We start from the raw sequence: 17053 nt of genomic DNA, 5'->3' as shown, positions 1-17053 counted from the left end.
GAGACTGGGAACGGCCTGTACTCGCGGTCCGTTTCGAAGAAAGTGAAGCGCACCACCCCGCGCCTGCGTTCAACGGTCACTGTCCACCCGATGACCGCACGATGCCGACATCGATCTGTCCGCGCCGCAGTGATGAACATGCGGCGCGGCGTCGTGTTTTCCGGCGTTGCGACGGACCGTAGTGATGCCGCGCGCCGTGTTGCGGCATTGCAATGGTTATCGAGCGCTTCTCCCTGTAACCGCTCCACCCAGGAATACTCATGCTTGGCCTGGTACAGATTGCCCTCAGGCGGCCCTACACCTTTGTCGTGCTGGCGATCGCCATTTTTATCATCGGGCCGCTGGCCGCGCTGAAGACGCCAACCGACATCTTTCCCGACATCCGCATCCCGGTGATCAGTATCGTGTGGCAGTACACGGGCCTGCCGCCGGATCAGATGGCCGGCCGCATCACGTCGACCTTCGAACGCTCGATTACGACCACCGTGAACGACGTCGAACACATCGAAGCGCAGTCGGTCAACGGGTTCGCGGTCATCAAGGTGTTTTTTCAGCCGGGTGTGAATATTGCCGTCGCGAACGCACAGGTCACTGCCATCGCGCAGACGCAGTTAAAGCAGCTGCCGCCCGCCACCACGCCGCCGCTAATCCTGAACTACAACGCGTCGACGGTGCCGATCATCCAGCTTGCGCTATCGGGTAAAGGCCTGAGCGAGCAGAACCTCGGCGACCTGGGTCTGAACCAGTTGCGTCCGCAACTGGTGACGGTCGCGGGTGCGTCCATTCCATATCCGTTCGGCGGCAAGACGCGCCAGGTGCAGATCGACGTCGATCCGGCGAAGCTGCAGGCACGCGGCTTGTCCGCACAGGACGTCGCGAACGCGCTCGCGACGCAGAACCTGACCACGCCGGTCGGCACCGCCAAGATGGGCGACCACGAATACGTGCTGCAGCTGAACAACGCGCCGTCCGTGATTCGTGACATCGGCGATCTGCCGGTCAAGGCGGTGAACGGCACGACCGTCTATATTCGCGATGTCGCGAACGTGCGTGACGGCGCGCCGCCGCAAACCAATATCGTGCACGTGAACGGCCACCGCTCGGTGCTGATGTCGGTGCTGAAGAATGGCTCGGTGTCGACGCTCGCGATCATTTCGGGCATCAAGCAGCACGTCGACGATGCGCGCGCGGCGCTGCCGGACAATCTGCAGATCGACCCGATCGGCGACCAGTCGCTGTTCGTGCGCGCGGCCGTCAGCGGTGTGGCGCGCGAAGCGGTGATCGCCGCGGTGCTGACGAGCCTGATGATTCTGCTGTTCCTCGGCAGCTGGCGCTCGACGGTCATCATCGCGACGTCGATCCCGTTGTCCATCCTGGGGTCGATCATCGCGCTGTCGGCGCTCGGCGAAACGCTGAACATCATGACGCTCGGCGGCCTCGCGCTCGCGGTCGGCATTCTGGTGGACGACGCGACGGTGACCATCGAGAACATCAACTGGCACCTCGAGCATGGCAAGCCCGTTGAAGATGCGATTCTCGACGGCGCCGCGCAGATCGTCACGCCGGCGTTCGTGTCGCTGCTGTGTATCTGTATTGTGTTCGTGCCGATGTTCTTCCTGAGCGGCGTCGCGCGCTTCCTGTTCGTGCCGATGGCCGAAGCGGTGATCTTTGCGATGGTGTCGTCGTTCATCCTGTCGCGTACGCTTGTGCCGACGATGGCGAACTATCTGCTCAAACCGCACAACCTCGACGAAGAACACAAGCCGTCCGGTCCGCTCGGGCGCTTTCAGAAAGGCTTCGAAACACGCTTCGAGCGGGTGCGCGCGAGCTATCGCGGTCTGCTGATCCTCGCGCTCGGGCGCCGCAGGCCGTTCATCATCCTGTTCCTGTGCTTCGTCTTGCTGTCGTTCCTGCTGGTGCCGTTTCTCGGCCGCAACTTCTTCCCGTCGGTCGATGCCGGGCAGATCCTGATGCACGTACGCGCGCCAGTGGGCACGCGGGTCGAGCGGACCTCGGAAATTTTCGCGAACATCGAGAACACGGTCCGTACGATCGTTCCACCGAACGAATTGGGCACGGTGGTGGACAACATTGGCCAGCCGGTCAGCGGTATCAACACCGCGTATAACAACACCGGCACGATCGGCTCGCAGGACGGCGATATCCAGATCGAACTGAAGGAAGGCCACGCGCCGACCGCCGAGTACGTGCGGCGGATGCGCGAATTGCTGCCGCGTCTCTATCCGGGCGAGACGTTCTCGTTCCCGCCGGCGGACATCATCAGTCAGATTCTGAACTTCGGTTCTCCGGCGCCGATCGATCTGCAGGTGCGCGGCAACAATCTGGCGGGCAACTATACGTATGTGAACGCGGTGCTGCGCGACATCCGCAAGGTGCCGGGCGTGGTCGACGCGCGTATCCAGCAGTCGCAGCAGATTCCGACCTTCAACGTGAACGTCGACCGCACGCGCGCGCAGCTGCTGAACATCACCGAACGCGATGTGACCAATAGCCTCGTGGTGAACCTCGCCGGTTCGAGCCAGGTCGCGCCGACCTACTGGCTGAACAATGCGAACGGCGTGTCGTACCCGATCGTGATGCAGACGCCGCAATACACGCTCGACTCGCTGTCCGCGCTGCGCAATATTCCGATCACCGCGGGTGCGCCGCTGAACGCGCAGGTACTGGGCGGTCTCGCGACGTTCGATCGCACCGCGACGAGCTCGGTCGTGAGCCAGTACAACATCGTGCCGATGGTCGAGATCTACGCGGCGACGCAGGACCGGGACCTCGGCGCGGTCGCGTCCGATATCCAGAAGATCGTCGCGCAGCACGCGAAGTTGTTGCCGAAGGGCTCGAGTGTCGCGCTGCTCGGTCAGGTGCAGACGATGAACAGCGCGTTCGGCGGCATGCTGTTCGGTCTGCTCGGCGCGGTCGTGCTGATCTATCTGCTGATCGTCGTGAACTTCCAGTCGTGGGCCGATCCGTTCGTGATCGTGTCGGCGTTGCCGGCGGCGCTCGCGGGCATTATCTGGATGCTGTTCGCGACGCACACCACGCTGTCGGTGCCGGCGCTGACCGGCGCGATCATGTGCATGGGGGTCGCGACCGCGAACTCGATTCTGGTGGTGAGCTTCTGCCGCGAGCGACTCGCCGAACACGGCGATCCGCTCAAGGCGGCGATCGAAGCGGGCTTTACGCGCTTCCGGCCGGTGCTGATGACCGCGCTCGCGATGATCATCGGCATGCTGCCGATGGCGCTCGCGCTCGGCGAAGGCGGCGAGCAGAACGCGCCGCTTGGCCGCGCGGTGATCGGCGGCCTGCTCTTCGCGACCACCGCGACGCTTTTCTTCGTTCCTATCGTGTTTAGCCTCATTCACGCGCGCGACAAGCGCGCGGCAAGCCCGGCATCTGCCTCGGGAGGTCCTGCTCATGTCGTCTGAATCCGTTGAACCCGGTTTTGAATCCAAATATGCGGGTACGCCGCCACGCCGCCGGCTCGTCACGGCCGGCATTGCGGGCGTCGTGCTGGTGGTCGTCGTGGTCGGCGCCGGGCTTGCGGTGCGCGCGTCCGATTCGCACAAGCTGACGAACTGGACCGATGCGCAAGCGGTGCAAACCGTCAGCATCATCGCGCCGGTCAAAGACGCGCATGGCCCGACGCTGACGCTGCCGTCGCAATTGCAGGCGTATTCGCGCGCGCCGATCTTTGCGCGCGTGAGTGGCTATCTGAAGTCGTGGAATGTCGATATCGGCGGACACGTGAAGGCGGGGCAGCTGCTCGCGGTGATTGAAACGCCGGAACTCGACCAGCAGCTCGTGCAGGCGAAAGCGGACTTGCAGACTGCGAAGGCCAATGCGGATCTCGCCGAGATCACCGCGAAGCGCTGGCGCGCGATGCTCGGCACCGACGCGGTCGCGCAGCAGGACGTCGATACGCGTAACGGCGACTATGCAGCGAAGAAGGCGCTGGTTGACGCCGCGCAGGCAAATCTCGACCGGCTCGTTGCGACCAAGGGCTTCGCGCGAATCGTCGCGCCGTTCGACGGCGTCGTGACCGCGCGCGATACCGATATCGGCGCGCTGATCAATGCGGGCAGTGGCGGCGTGGGTCAGGAGCTGTTCCAGGTGTCCGACGTCAAGCAGTTGCGCGTGTACGTGCAGGTGCCGCAGAACTATGCACCAATCGTCCACAACGGCACGATCGCGATGCTGACGGTGCCTGCGTATCCGAACCAGCAGTTCGCCGCGCGCGTGGTGGCATCCGCCGACGCGGTGAATGCGACGACCGGTTCGACGCTCGTGCAGTTGCTGGTCGACAACAGCGACGGCAAGCTGTTGCCGGGCGGCTTCGCCAGCGTGCAGTTCAAGCTGCCGGTGGCGCCCGACGCGCTGCGCGTGCCGGCCAGCGCGCTGCTGTTCGATAGCCACGGCTTGCGCATTGCGACGGTCGGCGCCGATAGCCGCGTCGTGTATAAGCGCGTGACGATCTCGCGCGATCTGGGCGATTCGGTCGAGATCGGAACCGGTCTCGCGCCCACCGATCGTGTGATCGATGCACCGCCAGACGGTCTGGCGGAAGGCGACAAGGTCGAAATCGCGACTACTGGCAAGAAGGCGGCCCATGGGTAACGCTGGGGGTAAGGCCGTCGGTAAGACATTGACGCGCAGCGCGCCGCTTATCGCTGCCGCCGCGGCGCTGGTCGCCGGCTGTTCGCTCGCGCCGGACTACAAGGTGCCCGAGTCGCCGATCGCCGCCGAGTACCGGACCACCGGGCCGTGGGTTAGCGCGAAGCCGGGCGACCAGCTGAACCGCGACGGCTGGTGGACCATGTATAACGAACCGTCGCTCGACGACCTCGAAAAGCGGCTGCTCGCGAACAACACCGGTCTCGAAGCGGCGTACGCGCATTATCAGCAGGCTCAGGCGTTTGTCACCCAGGTGAGCGCGGGGCTCTTTCCGACCGTGACCGCGGAGACTTCGGCGTTTCGTCAGCGGCAGTCGGCGACGCGGCCATTGCGCAGCGGCGGCCCGAACAACTACAACGCGATCACGCTCGGCGGCGAAGTCGACTACGACCTCGATTTGTGGGGCCGCGTGCGCGATTCGGTGAAGGCCGGCAAGGATGAAGCGCTGGCGACCCAGGCGGATCTCGCGTCCGTGCAATTGAGCTTGCAGGTGCAGCTTGCGGATAGCTACATCCAGTTGCGCGGGCTCGATCAGCAGACCGCGTTGTTGCGACAGACTGTCGTCGCGTTTACGAAGGCGCTGCAGTTGACCGAAGCGCTGCACGGCGGCGGTATTGTCGCGGGACTCGACGTCGAGCGTGCGAAAACGCAAGTGTCGTCCGCGCAGTCGCAACTGTCGCAGACCCTCGCGCAGCGCGCGCTGCTCGAGCATGCGATTGCGGTGCTGGTCGGCGCGTCCGCATCCGAATTCACGCTGCCTGAATCGACTGCGTCGCTGCCGTTGGCGACGGTTCCGGTTGGCGTGCCGTCGGTGCTGTTGCAACGGCGGCCGGATATTGCCGCGGCTGAGCGGCGCGTCGCGGAGGCCAATGCGAAGATCGGCGTCGCACGCGCTGCGTATTTCCCGTCGATTACGCTGACGGCCGCGGGTGGCCTGCAAAGTTCGGTCTATGCGAACTTCTTCAGCGCACCGAACTTCTTCTGGGCGATCGGTCCGCAACTCGCGCAGTATATTTTCGACGGCGGGTTCCGGCGCGGTCAGCTGGACGCGGCGAAGGCGGCGACCAGCGAAGCCGGCGCGCGCTATCGCGGCGTCGTACTGACGGCGTTCCAGCAGGTCGAAGACAATCTGTCGTTGCTATCGGATCTCGGCACCGCGTTGCAGCAGCAGCGCGATGCCGCCGCTGCGGCCGAACGCGCGCTGTCGCTGGCGCTCACGCAGTACAAGCAGGGCGCGGTCGGTTATCTCGATGTGGTGACCGCGCAGACCACTGCGCTCGACGCTGAAGTGTCGGCCATCCAGATTCAGACGCGGCAACTGAGCGCGAATGTGCAACTGATTCACGCAGTAGGCGGCGGCTGGTCGACCGATCAGCTCGAACAGGCGGCAACGGCACCGGCGCTCGTTGCGGCGGCGGACCCGCACGCGCCGCAAAACGCGGGAAAGTGACGCGACGCTAATGTCATGACCGGAAGGGCACGCGAGGGTGGACTCTCGTCGTGCCGCGCGCGGTCCGCGGCAAGCGCCGCGTAGATATGCCTGCTCATGGATGACGCGACGCGCGCGGCGTCGCGCTTCGTTCACTCACCGTCCGCCGTTATTCGGTGCGCGTCGCCTCGAACAGGAACCACGCGCGGCGTTCGGTTTCGTCGATCCAGTTCTCCAGCAGGCTCGCGCTTGCGACGTCGCCAGCTTCGTCGCAGACGTCGTGCGCTTCGCGCATTCTCGACGCCAGCGCGAGATTGTCGTCGCGCAGTTCCTCGAGCATGTGCTGAGCCGATACGAACGCGTCATCGTTATCGCGAATGCGTTGCAGCTTCGCGATCTGGCCGATCGAGCGCAGCGTGGTCTGACCGATCTTGCGCACGCGTTCGGCGATGTCGTCGGTCATCCCGAAGATCTGCTCGCCCTGTTCGTCGAGCAGCAGGTGATAGTCACGGAAATGCGGGCCCGACATATGCCAGTGAAAATTTTTCGTCTTCAGATAAAGCGCAAATGTGTCGGCCAGCAGCGGGTTGAGCGCGTCGGCTACCCGTGCGGTCGCCTGCTGTGAAAGATCGGACGGCGTACGCAGCGTGATTTTGACCGGCTTGCTTTCAGTGGTGTGAGCCATGGGGATTGCCTCGTTCGAGTAGCAGTTGGGATGGAGATGCACGCCCGCGCCGCGTCACGCGCTGCACGGTATGGTCGGCGGCGCCATCACGTGGTGCAAGCAGTTTGTGTTCCAGTTCCGTTGCATGCATCGCGTGCCGGGTTTGATGTTACCGCCGTTGTCGCCGATCGTCAGTGAAGCCTGGGTACGGCAGATGCTGGGCGGTGATGCGTGTCGTCGCCGGTGCGGCCGATGAATTGCGAAGGGGCGGCGGTGGTGCGGCACGGCCAGTCATACACTGATCGGGAGGCGGCAACCATGGCAGACGAAGACAGCGAACTGCGTATTCGCGAACGCGCGTATCACCTGTGGGAGCAGGACGGCTCGCCGGAAGGCCGGGCTGATGAGTACTGGGACAAGGCGCGCAGACAGATTCTTGCGGAAGGAGACGACGGGCCGGCGTCCGTTTCCGCCGATCAATCGAAGAAGCGTCAGATGGAAGACGCGGTGCCGCAGGACGACGCGGAGCAAGGCATCGGCAAGGCCGCGACGCCGCGCGCGACGCGGGCCAGATAGCGGACAAACAGAGGACAAACCGCGGACTGGCGGCGAATAGGCAGCAAACAGGCAGCGAACAAGATAGCGGCCCCGTACAGACCGTGCAATCCCGACAGCCCTGCGCGAACGGCGTGACAAGCGAGTTGGGTTTTCGCGAAGCCACGTAATCCTTACACACGCGTTGCCGCTGTCGGATTGCGGTTTGGTCCTTCACCGTGGGAGCGCACGATGACGACGCTACACGACGCGCTGCACGACGCGCTTCGCAACGCGCGACGCAACGACGCGCTACGTTTCGTCGCAACGCACCCCGCGCGCTTCGTGCTGATTGCGCTGAAAGCCTTTCGTGCGAACCAGGGGCTGCTGCTCGCGGGCGCGGTGGCCTACTATGCATTGCTGTCGATCGTGCCGCTGCTCATTCTCGTTGCTATCGCGTTCTCGCATTTCGTTGGCGAGCAGCGCCTGCTCGATGCGCTCGCTCATTTGCTCGAATGGCTGATACCCGGGCAATCGACCGCGATCGTGCGCGAACTCGCAAACTTCCTTGCCCATCGCAACGTGGTCGGCTGGGTGCTGCTCGTCACGATGATCTTTTTCAGTTCGCTGGCGTTCACGATGCTCGAGAACGCGTTGTCGATCATCTTCGTGCATCGCGTTGCAATCCGGCGCCGGCATTTTCTGGTTTCGGCACTCGTCCCGTATTGCTTCAGTCTGTCGCTCGGTATCGGCGTGCTGGTCGTGACGCTGGTGACGAGCAGCCTGCAGGCCATGGCGACCGACAGCATCGTGCTGTTCGGCCATGCGTTTTCGCTGACCGGGCCGGTGCGCACGGTGCTATATCTGCTCGGCGTCGCCGGCGAGGTGTTTGTGCTGACCGCCATTTATCTCGTGATCCCGGTCGGGCGGCCGACGCTGCGTCACGCGCTGATGGGCGCGCTCACCGCCGCGTTGTTATGGGAGATCACGCGACGCGTGCTGGTCTGGTACTTCGCGACGCTGTCGCAGGTCAACGTCGTCTACGGTTCGCTCGCGACGGCGATTGTCGTGCTGTTCAGTCTCGAAGCGCTCGCAACGCTGCTGCTGTTCGGCGCGCAACTGATTGCCGAATACGAACGCCTGAGCCTCGCGCCGGGCCGCGGGTCGCCGTCCGAGCCGCCCGCGCCGATGCGAACCGGCTAGCTCACCATGCGCGCCGTTGTGCTACCGTTTTAGCTTGATTGCACATCGCACATGCCTCGAGGAGACATCCATGAAGGTCGCCGTGATGGGAGCGGGCGCCGTCGGCTGCTATTACGGCGGCATGCTCGCGCGCGCGGGCCACGACGTCGTGCTGATCGGCCGCGCGCTGCACGTCGACGCGATTCGCGCGCACGGCTTGCGGCTCGAAACGCAAAGCTTCGATGAAACCGTGCGCGTCGCGGCGAGCACCGACGCTCACGCGGCAGCCGGCGCGCAACTCGTGCTGTTCTGCGTGAAGTCCACCGATACTGAAAGCGCCGCGCGGCAGTTGCAGCCGCATCTCGCGCCGGATGCGCTGATTGTGTCGCTGCAAAACGGCGTCGACAATGCGCAGCGTCTGCGCACGCAAGTTTCGCAGCCGGTGGCGGCGGCAGTCGTCTATGTCGCGACCGGCATGGCCGGCCCGGGCCATGTGAAGCATCACGGGCGCGGCGAGCTGGTTATCGAGCCGTCGGCGGCTAGCGATGCCGTGGCGCGCGCGCTGATCGACGCCGGCGTGCCGACCGAGATTTCCGATAACGTGCTCGGCGCGCTGTGGGCGAAGCTGATCCTCAATTGCGCGTATAACGCGCTGTCCGCGCTTGCGCAGCTGCCGTACGGTCAGCTCGTGCAACGCGACGGCGTGCCGGACGTGATGCGCGACGTCGTCGATGAATGCGTCGCGGTCGCGCAGGCCGACAAGGTGGCGATTCCCGGCGATGTCGACGCGGCCGTGCGGCGCATTGCCGAGACGATGGCCACGCAGTATTCGTCGACTGCGCAGGATCTCGCGCGCGGCCGGCACAGCGAGATCGATCATCTGAACGGATACGTGGTGCGGCGCGGCGCCGCGCGCGGCGTGCCGACGCCGGCCAATCGCGTGCTGCATACACTGGTGAAGCTGGTTGAAAGCCGCGACGGTGGCGCGGGTGCATGATGCGTCGCGAGGCTTCGTGCTAGCATCGTCGGCCACATCGCATTTTTGAATCGGGACCGCGGCGCCGGTGTCGCGTTTCCCCGCGCCAACGAGGTCCAGATGACTGATTCCGCCGCTTCCGCTTCCTCTACACAGCCCGCTGTTCATTCCACCTTCACACCAGGCGCCGTTGCGGTCATTACCGGTGGCGCCGCCGGTATCGGCCTCGCGGCTGCAAAGCGTTTCGCGCAGCTCGGGCTGCGCGTGTGCATTGCGGATCTCGGCGCCGAGCGTCTCGCGCACGCAGTCGCCGAAGTGGCCGCGCTCGCCGCGCACGGCAAGCAGGACGTGTTTGCACAAGAGACCGACGTTAGCCGCGTCGAAGACCTGCGCCGTTTGCAGGCGGCCGTGCGCGACCGCTTCGGTGGCACCGATGTGCTGATGAACAACGCGGGCATTCAGCCCGGCAGTACGATATTCGGCCCGGACGACAACTGGCAGCGCGTGCTCGGTGTGAATCTGTGGGGTGTGATTCACGGCACGCAGGTATTCGTACCGGAGATGATCGAACGGGGCCGGCCAGGGCTCGTGATCAACACCGGCTCGAAGCAGGGCATCACGACGCCGCCGGGCGACCCGGCGTACAACGTCGCGAAGGCAGGGCTGAAAGCGTTCACCGAAGCGCTTCAGCATGAGTTGCGCAACACCGCGAACGGCAAGATCAGCGCGCATCTGCTGATTCCCGGTTTCGTGTTCACCGGTCTCACGCGGCGCGATCGCACTGAAAAGCCAGCGGGCGCATGGACCCCTGAGCAGACCGTCGATTTCATGATGCAGCGGCTCGCGGCCGGTGACTTTTATATTCTGTGCCCGGACAACGACGTGCCGCGCTCGCTCGACGAGCGGCGCATTCTGTGGGCGGCCGGGGACATCGTCGAAAACCGGCCCGCGCTATCGCGCTGGCATCCGGACTATGCGGCCGCCTTCGACGCGTTTATCAAGCAGCGCTGATGGACTGACGCGCTGATTAGTGACAGCTGAGACACCGCGCCTTTCAAACGAAACGACCCGCACGGGCGGCCACCACGGCCGCCCGCGTTTCTTTCCGGCTCCTTTGTGCATTGCGTCGCACCGCGCATTGGCGCAACCCACCGACTCCGGGCTATCGTTCGCGTGACCTGGTGAAGAAGCAGGCAAAGAAGCGCGCTGTGCCGATCATGCAAAAGGAGGAATGACCTGTGCCGATGATCAACCCCGAGCGGCTGCTCGGCGACCTGCGCAAGCTACGCAGCTTCGGCGCAACCGGGCCGGGTGTCGTGCGCCTTGCGCTGTCGCCGATCGACATCGACGCGCGCCGCTGGCTCGCAGGCCGGATGAACGACGCGGGGCTCGACGCGCAAATTGACGGCGTAGGGAATGTGTTCGGCCGCTCACGCAATCCGGGGCCCGCGCTGCTGATCGGTTCGCATACCGATACCCAGCCGACCGGCGGCTGGCTCGATGGCGCGCTCGGCGTGATTTACGGAATCGAAATTGCCCGTGCGCTTGCCGAAAACAACGACACCCGGCATCTGGCGCTCGACGTCGCATCGTGGATCGACGAAGAGGGCACGTTCTCCGGGTTCCTCGGCAGCCGCAGCTTTATCGGCGGCGAGCACGACGCATCGGTTGACGAAGCAATCCGTTGTGCACGCAACCGTGACGGTCAACTGCTGCACGATGCGCTGCAAGCGGCGGGGCTCGCGGGACGGCCGCGCGTGCACCTCGAGCGTGCGCGGCAGATCGGTTATCTGGAGCCGCATATCGAGCAGGGCGGTCGGCTGGAAGCGAGCGGCAACGCAATTGGCGTGGTCACGACGATCGTCGGCATGCGCGAAGTTCGCGTGCGTTTTACCGGCCAGCGCAACCACGCGGGCACGACGCCGATGTCGATTCGCCGCGACGCCGGCGCGGCGCTGGTGGCGTTTATCGCGCGTATGGACGATGCGTTTCGCGCGCTGGCCGATGCCGATACCGTGTGGACGGTCGGCCGGATCGATCTCGATCCTGGGTCGCTGAGCGTGGTGCCGGGTCAGGCCGACCTGTATCTGCAGTTTCGCGACGGCAACGCGGCGCGGCTGCGTGCGATGGAGGCGGCGCTCGCGCAACTCGCGCACGAGTTCCATGCGCGCGGGCTGGTCGGTGTCGCGCTCGATACGCTCGACGAAGCGATCGAGCCGGTGACGATGAACCCGGCGATGCAGGAGCATATCGCGCGCGCCGCGCAAGCGGTGGCGCCGGGCCAGTGGGTGCGCATGCCGAGCGGTGCCGCGCACGATGCGCAATTACTCGCTGCGCATCTGCCGGCGTGCATGCTTTTTGTGCCGAGCATCGGCGGCGTCAGTCACGATTTCATCGAAGACACGGCCGACGAACATATCGTGCTCGGATGCCAGGTGGCCGCGGATGCCGCGGCGTCGATCCTGCTGGAGGCGATGGAGAGCCGGTAGAGGTTGCGCACGGGCAAATTTTTTTGGCGCGCATGTCGATTTCATCCTCGCTGGTTCGTCATTCATCAGAACACCCGATGAACACGTAAGCCAACGGAGGTGACCTACGATGACGCTGCAGCTCTACGCCCACCCTTTTTCGTCGTACTGCCAGAAAGTCCTGATTGCGCTCTACGAGAACGGCACGCCGTTCGAGTGGCGCATGCTGACGTCCGAAAGCCCGCAGGTCTACGACGAATTCGCCGCGCGCTGGCCGATCAGGCGCTTTCCGCTGCTGATCGACGACGCACGGATGGTGACCGAGTCGACCATCATCATCGAATATCTGGGTTTGTACTATCCGGGTACGGTGTCGCTGATACCCGACGATCGTCGCGCGGCGATCAAGGTGCGCGAGATGGACCGCTTTTTCGACAACTACGTGGCCACGCCGCTGCAGAAAATTGTCTTCGATAGCATGCGGCCGCAGGAGCAGCGCGATGTGCGCGGCGTCGCGGAGGCGCGCGACATGCTCGATACCGCATACGGCTGGCTCGATCGCGCAATGGAAGACCGCCAATGGGCGGCCGGCGGACACTTCAGTCTCGCCGACTGCGCGGCCGCGCCTGCGCTGTTCTATGCCGATTGGGCGCATCGGATCGGCGCGGCATTTCCGAACGTGATTGCGTACCGGCAGCGGCTGCTTGCGCGACCATCGTTCGCGCGCGCTGTCGATGAAGCACGACCGTACCGGTCGTTGTTTCCGTTGGGCGCGCCGGATCGCGACTGATAGCGGACCTTCCCTAGTCACAGGAAAGAGGAGATTGATATGGCCAACGCCCCAACCCTGATTCCCGCCGTCGATCTCGCACGGCGCAACACGATGACGTTCCCGAATGAAAGCGCGGATTACCGGCGCGCGCGCACCGCACTGCTCGCGGAGGAAATCGAACTGCGCCGGCATATCGAACGCGTGGCCGAATTGCGCCGCGCATTGCCCCCTGGCGGCATGGTCAGCGGCGACTATCGCTTCGCCGGCGAGGGCGGTCCGGTCGATTTCGCGGGTCTGTTCGGCGACAAGGACACGCTCGTCGTCTATAGCTATATGTTCGGTCCGCAGCGTGAGCGGCCTTGCCCGATGTGCACGTCAATGCTGAGCGCGTGGGAAGGCGAGGCCGCCGATGTGCAGCAGCGCATCGCGATGGCGGTAGTCGCGCGTTCGCCGCTCGAGCGGATCGTCGCGTTCACGCGCGCGCGCGGTTGGCGCGACCTGAAGCTGTATTCGGACCTGAACGGCAACTACAGCCGCGACTACTTCGCGATTTCCGACGAAGGCGGCGACGAACCGGCGCTCAATGTGTTTACGCGCCGCGACGGTACGATCCGCCATTTCTGGGGCAGCGAAATGGGCTTCGCGACCTCTGACCCGGGCCAGGACCCGCGCGGCGCGCCGGATCCGATGCCGTTGTGGACGATCCTCGACCTGACGCCGGAAGGGCGCGGCACCGACTGGTATCCGAAGCTCGAGTACCGTTGATTGCGCGCGCCGCGCAGTGCTGTACTGCGGGGCGCGCGTCCGCTGTATGTCGGACCAGGTACGCGCTCACGCATCGATGGTTTGCGCATAACGTGGCCGCAGCGCGAGCGCGAGGCCCGACGCCGCCGGCAGTGCGTCGGTTGCGACCAGCACCGGTGCGTCCGTGTAGCGCAGCAGTTCCTTATACAGATTCTCGCGAAACAGACTCCAGAGCGTCTGTTTCCGATTACCGATCACCAGCAGGTCCGCGCCCATTTCGCGCGCCTGTTCGGCGATCGCGCGGCCCATCGTGCTGCCGCACATCGGTAGCACGATGGTGCGCGCGTCGCCTTCGCAACCGGCCTGATGGATCGCGGCGACGCAGCGTTCGGCCACTGCGCGCCCATACGCATCGAATGCTTCGAGCGTCACGCTGAAGTCGTAAGTGTCCACGCCTGCATACGGCGGCACCGGGTCCACGACATGCAATGCGGTAATCCGCGCGCCAGTTTGGCGCGCCAGCCGGATCGCAGCTTCCAGCGTGATCGAATCGGCACGGGTGCCGACTGCTACCAGAATATGCTTGTACATTTGGGGCCTCGCTAACATGTCGTACCGCGTGGATCTCGGGTCATGCGTGCCGGCTTGTTTAAGCCATGTGTGCATGATCCGCGCGGTGAATTAGCGAGAAATTAGAGGCCCTGTGTTCAAGGCACCACCATGCGGGCCTGTCGAGGACGATCGGCGTTGCGTGGGCCGCTGTCGCCTATATTGCATGTCGTGCCGTTGCAACTGCTTGCGTATCATACGGCTTGTGTGCGGGGCACCGATGTCGACAAACCCCGCAATCTCGCGAAGTCTGTCACTGTCGAGTGAGTCACGACATGCGGAAGGTGCTGGCCGTCGCCGCGATGCTCGGCGTCTGTGTGTGGTTTTGTCCAATGTCCGCCGGGGCCGCGAAGGGCTCGAGCCGCGCGCGGGCGACGGTCGACCCGCGTTCGTACATGCATGGCATCGGCGCGGCGAGCGATGGCCAGGGCGGCACGTGGGTATTCTTCAGCAGTTCGGGTTTGCCGCCGCGCGGACCTGGGCGTGACCGCAACTGGACGCACGACGTGTATGTCGCGCGCTGGTCGCCGCAGCAATTCAGTCTCGACAAGCCGCGTATTTTCATCAGCCGTCCTGAAGCGCAGGAACCGGTGTCGATTGCGCAGAACGACACCGGCAACGTGATGGTCACCTTTGAGGACGGATGGAACACGCCGAATGAAGTGAGCCAGCGCTATGGCGTCTATACGTCGGATCTGCAAGCGGTCAAACCGTATCCAGTCGACGTTAAATCGGGCGGGCATTCCGGGCATGCGGCGGCGGTCGGCTCGCGCTTCATCGTGTTCTATTCGGACGATTGGGTCGACGGCGGCGGTGCCGACAATCTCGGCACCGGCAATGGCGTGTATCTGAAGACGTATGACGCGGACGGCACGTTGCAGCAGTCGGTCGAGGTCGCGCCGCGCGTGCGCGAATGGTGGCCGATGATTGCCGGTTCGCCGACGCGCGCATTGCTGATGTGGCAGCAGTACGTGCCGGGCGCGACCTATGCGCGGCTGAAGTCCGCGGTATTCAATCCGGACGATGGCACGCTCAGCGACGCGCGCGTGCTGTCGCCGAGCTTGCGTTATTACACGTATGCGGCCGCCTATGTGCCCACGCTGGATCGTTTTCTGGTGGTGGCGACCGGCTTCGACGGCAAGGGCTTTGCGCAACTGCTCGATGCAACCGGCGCGACCACCGCGACGCTTGCCTGCATGCCCGCGTCGGTGCGCGAGTCCAGCATCATGGTGGCCGGCGATCATGCTTATGTGCCGGCTCAGGATGGACGGCTGCTCGATCTGAAGCTCGCGCCAACATCGATCGAGCTGGCCGGGACGCAACGCTCGCCGGTCAAATGGGGTGAAGTGGGCAGCCTCGGGCTGGTCAAATCTCCCACTACTCTGCATTGGGTCACGCTGACGCAGCAGGGACCGAAGGAAGCGGAGTTCGATCTGAAGGCAATGCGGCCTGCTTCCGCAGCCGATCGATGCACACGGTAGCGCGCGGCGGCGCTTGCGCGCGTGCGTCGGTTCGCGCGTCAGCGCTGTGCGGCGCTCGTTGCGATCGCCACCGGCCGCGCCGGTTCCTTGTCGATGCGCCGGAACACCAGCGCCGACACTAGCGTGATTACGCCGACGCACACAAAGCTCAGCCGGAAGCCCAACGCGCCCGAACCCCATTGATCGGTGAACAGATTCACAAGACCCCCGCCGATCGATACGCCAAGGCCAATCGCGAGCATCTGCACCATCGAAAACAGGCTGTTGCCGCTGCCCGCGTCCGCAATCGACAGGTCTTTCAATGTCACGCTGTTCATCGCCGCGAACTGCATCGAGTTCGCCGCGCCGAACACCGCGAGCACCGCGATTTCGATCACCAGCGGTGTGCCGTGCGAAAAGAGTGCGAACGCAACGATCGAGCTACCGACGATCAACGTGTTCACCAGCAGGAACGCTTCATAGCCAAAGCGACGAATCAGCGGCGCAATCCAGCGTTTCGCGACGGTGCCCGCGAGCGCGGACGGCAACATCATCAGCCCGGAATGCAGTGGCGTGTAGCCGAGTTCCAGTTGCAGCATCAGCGGCACGAGGAACGGCACCGCGCTCGAACCGATCCGGCAGATCAGGTTGCCGATCAGCCCGACGCTGAAGTTGGGCTCGCGAAACAGACCCAGACGGAATAGCGGATTGCGCGAGCGCCGCGCGTACGGGATATAAGCCAGCGCGGCGGCAACACCCAGCACCGCGAGGCAGGCCGACCATTCGACACGTTGTGTGCGCATCGGCACGTCGATCGCGAGCGAGCACGCGACCATGCATAGCGATAGCAGCGCGCAGCCGATCAGGTCGAACGGCGGTGCGTCGCGCGACGCGCCGTCGGGTAGATAGCGGCTCACCGCAATCAGGCCGACCGCGCCGATCGGTACGTTGATCAGGAAAATCCAGTGCCACGTGAACGACTGCACGAACCAGCCGCCAAGCGTTGGGCCCAGGATCGGTCCGACCTGGCCCGCGACCGAGATCAGCGCGAGCGCCGATACATATTGTTCGCCGCTGATCGTACGCAGCACCGCGAGCCGGCCGATCGGCAGCAGCATCGAGCCGCCGACGCCTTGCAGCACGCGCGCGATGATCAGCTGGCCGAGCGTGTGCGCGCTTGCGCAGCATACCGAACCGATCACGAACAGCAGGATCGCGACGAAGTACACGCGGCGTGTGCCGAAGCGGTCGGCGAGCCAGCCGGAGGCCGGAGTGAGCAGCGCCATCGTCAGCGTGTACGCGACGACGATCGGCTGCATCGCCAGTGCGGGGACGCCGAGGCTGCGGGCAATGGAAGGTAAAGCGGTGTTGACGATCGTCGTGTCCAGCGCCTGCATGAAGAAGCCGGTGGCGACGATCCACAACAACGCGGCGTGCGTGGACTGTTTGTTCATCTGGAAGTGATTGGGGCGGGCGTCTGGCGCGCCGTAGGCTTGCCGAAAGGCGCGCTGCTCAAGACCGGCGGG

The 17053-nt window shown here is 64.6% G+C and carries 14 protein-coding genes; 11 read left to right on the top strand and 3 right to left on the bottom strand.

The window, feature by feature from the left end; all coding sequences use genetic code 11:
* The first annotated feature begins 260 nt into the window (after positions 1 to 260).
* The 3 genes from BX592_RS18700 to BX592_RS18690 are packed head-to-tail and all read left to right on the top strand — an operon-like array spanning position 261 to position 6139.
* On the top strand, positions 261 to 3443 hold the full coding sequence (locus BX592_RS18700; protein ID WP_134193287.1) for an efflux RND transporter permease subunit: 3183 nt from the start codon (positions 261 to 263) through the stop codon (positions 3441 to 3443).
* Positions 3433 to 4632, top strand: coding sequence for an efflux RND transporter periplasmic adaptor subunit (locus BX592_RS18695; protein WP_134193286.1), 1200 nt, complete (start codon positions 3433 to 3435; stop codon positions 4630 to 4632). The genes BX592_RS18700 and BX592_RS18695 overlap by 11 nt, the downstream gene beginning before the upstream one ends.
* Positions 4625 to 6139: an efflux transporter outer membrane subunit gene (locus BX592_RS18690; RefSeq protein WP_134193285.1), complete on the top strand. Its 1515-nt coding sequence runs from the start codon at positions 4625 to 4627 to the stop codon at positions 6137 to 6139. Before BX592_RS18695 ends, BX592_RS18690 begins: the two co-directional genes overlap by 8 nt.
* Before the next feature lie 148 nt (positions 6140 to 6287).
* On the opposite strand, the gene BX592_RS18685 is transcribed toward BX592_RS18690, so the two are convergent.
* The gene (locus tag BX592_RS18685) at positions 6288 to 6803 is read right to left on the bottom strand and encodes a Dps family protein (protein ID WP_134193284.1); all 516 of its coding nucleotides are present in this window, start codon (positions 6801 to 6803) and stop codon (positions 6288 to 6290) included.
* Positions 6804 to 7100: 297 nt separating this feature from the next.
* On the opposite strand from BX592_RS18685, the gene BX592_RS18680 reads away from it, so the two are divergent.
* The 7 genes from BX592_RS18680 (at position 7101) to BX592_RS18650 (ending at position 13479) form a co-directional block, all read left to right on the top strand.
* Positions 7101 to 7358: a DUF2934 domain-containing protein gene (locus tag BX592_RS18680; protein WP_134193283.1), complete on the top strand. Its 258-nt coding sequence runs from the start codon at positions 7101 to 7103 to the stop codon at positions 7356 to 7358.
* A 210-nt stretch (positions 7359 to 7568) separates the two neighbouring features.
* Positions 7569 to 8519: a YihY/virulence factor BrkB family protein gene (locus tag BX592_RS18675; protein ID WP_134193282.1), complete on the top strand. Its 951-nt coding sequence runs from the start codon at positions 7569 to 7571 to the stop codon at positions 8517 to 8519.
* Positions 8520 to 8589: 70 nt separating this feature from the next.
* The gene (locus tag BX592_RS18670) at positions 8590 to 9495 is read left to right on the top strand and encodes a ketopantoate reductase family protein (RefSeq protein ID WP_134193281.1); all 906 of its coding nucleotides are present in this window, start codon (positions 8590 to 8592) and stop codon (positions 9493 to 9495) included.
* Positions 9496 to 9594: 99 nt separating this feature from the next.
* A complete protein-coding gene (locus BX592_RS18665) occupies positions 9595 to 10485 on the top strand; it encodes an SDR family NAD(P)-dependent oxidoreductase (protein ID WP_134193280.1) in 891 nt (296 codons plus the stop codon).
* Between the two features lie 233 nt (positions 10486 to 10718).
* On the top strand, positions 10719 to 11963 hold the full coding sequence (locus BX592_RS18660; protein WP_377681546.1) for a Zn-dependent hydrolase: 1245 nt from the start codon (positions 10719 to 10721) through the stop codon (positions 11961 to 11963).
* A 109-nt stretch (positions 11964 to 12072) separates the two neighbouring features.
* Positions 12073 to 12732 carry a glutathione S-transferase family protein gene (locus tag BX592_RS18655; RefSeq protein ID WP_134193278.1) on the top strand — a complete coding sequence of 220 codons (660 nt, stop codon included), beginning with the start codon at positions 12073 to 12075 and terminating at the stop codon, positions 12730 to 12732.
* A 39-nt stretch (positions 12733 to 12771) separates the two neighbouring features.
* A complete protein-coding gene (locus BX592_RS18650; protein WP_134193277.1) occupies positions 12772 to 13479 on the top strand; it encodes a DUF899 family protein in 708 nt (235 codons plus the stop codon).
* Positions 13480 to 13545: 66 nt separating this feature from the next.
* Here the strand turns inward: BX592_RS18650 and BX592_RS18645 are convergent, their stop codons facing one another.
* Positions 13546 to 14049 (bottom strand): universal stress protein, encoded by a 504-nt coding sequence (locus tag BX592_RS18645; RefSeq protein WP_166676396.1) that lies wholly within the window; start codon positions 14047 to 14049, stop codon positions 13546 to 13548.
* A 293-nt stretch (positions 14050 to 14342) separates the two neighbouring features.
* Here BX592_RS18645 and BX592_RS18640 point away from each other — a divergent pair, with 293 nt between their 5' ends.
* On the top strand, positions 14343 to 15548 hold the full coding sequence (locus BX592_RS18640) for a hypothetical protein (RefSeq protein WP_243849610.1): 1206 nt from the start codon (positions 14343 to 14345) through the stop codon (positions 15546 to 15548).
* 38 nt (positions 15549 to 15586) lie between these two features.
* On the opposite strand, the gene BX592_RS18635 is transcribed toward BX592_RS18640, so the two are convergent.
* On the bottom strand, positions 15587 to 16981 hold the full coding sequence (locus tag BX592_RS18635; protein WP_134193275.1) for a DHA2 family efflux MFS transporter permease subunit: 1395 nt from the start codon (positions 16979 to 16981) through the stop codon (positions 15587 to 15589).
* Positions 16982 to 17053 lie beyond the last annotated feature (72 nt).

Source organism: Paraburkholderia rhizosphaerae, from assembly GCF_004366595.1.
Taxonomy (GTDB): Bacteria; Pseudomonadota; Gammaproteobacteria; order Burkholderiales; family Burkholderiaceae; genus Paraburkholderia; species Paraburkholderia rhizosphaerae.
This window is presented reverse-complemented; position numbering and strand designations above follow the sequence as displayed.

What these genes read in the sequence shown, in the direction of transcription:
- BX592_RS18650 (WP_134193277.1), top strand. Translation starts at nt 12,772, where the DNA reads ATGGCCAACGCCCCAACCCTGATTCCCGCCGTCGATCTCGCACGGCGC.
- BX592_RS18700 (WP_134193287.1), top strand. Translation starts at nt 261, where the DNA reads ATGCTTGGCCTGGTACAGATTGCCCTCAGGCGGCCCTACACCTTTGTC.
- BX592_RS18660 (WP_377681546.1), top strand. Translation starts at nt 10,719, where the DNA reads ATGATCAACCCCGAGCGGCTGCTCGGCGACCTGCGCAAGCTACGCAGC.
- BX592_RS18685 (WP_134193284.1), bottom strand. Translation starts at nt 6,803, where the DNA reads ATGGCTCACACCACTGAAAGCAAGCCGGTCAAAATCACGCTGCGTACG.
- BX592_RS18645 (WP_166676396.1), bottom strand. Translation starts at nt 14,049, where the DNA reads ATGTACAAGCATATTCTGGTAGCAGTCGGCACCCGTGCCGATTCGATC.
- BX592_RS18675 (WP_134193282.1), top strand. Translation starts at nt 7,569, where the DNA reads ATGACGACGCTACACGACGCGCTGCACGACGCGCTTCGCAACGCGCGA.
- BX592_RS18655 (WP_134193278.1), top strand. Translation starts at nt 12,073, where the DNA reads ATGACGCTGCAGCTCTACGCCCACCCTTTTTCGTCGTACTGCCAGAAA.
- BX592_RS18695 (WP_134193286.1), top strand. Translation starts at nt 3,433, where the DNA reads ATGTCGTCTGAATCCGTTGAACCCGGTTTTGAATCCAAATATGCGGGT.
- BX592_RS18690 (WP_134193285.1), top strand. Translation starts at nt 4,625, where the DNA reads ATGGGTAACGCTGGGGGTAAGGCCGTCGGTAAGACATTGACGCGCAGC.
- BX592_RS18670 (WP_134193281.1), top strand. Translation starts at nt 8,590, where the DNA reads ATGAAGGTCGCCGTGATGGGAGCGGGCGCCGTCGGCTGCTATTACGGC.
- BX592_RS18640 (WP_243849610.1), top strand. Translation starts at nt 14,343, where the DNA reads ATGCGGAAGGTGCTGGCCGTCGCCGCGATGCTCGGCGTCTGTGTGTGG.
- BX592_RS18680 (WP_134193283.1), top strand. Translation starts at nt 7,101, where the DNA reads ATGGCAGACGAAGACAGCGAACTGCGTATTCGCGAACGCGCGTATCAC.
- BX592_RS18635 (WP_134193275.1), bottom strand. Translation starts at nt 16,981, where the DNA reads ATGAACAAACAGTCCACGCACGCCGCGTTGTTGTGGATCGTCGCCACC.
- BX592_RS18665 (WP_134193280.1), top strand. Translation starts at nt 9,595, where the DNA reads ATGACTGATTCCGCCGCTTCCGCTTCCTCTACACAGCCCGCTGTTCAT.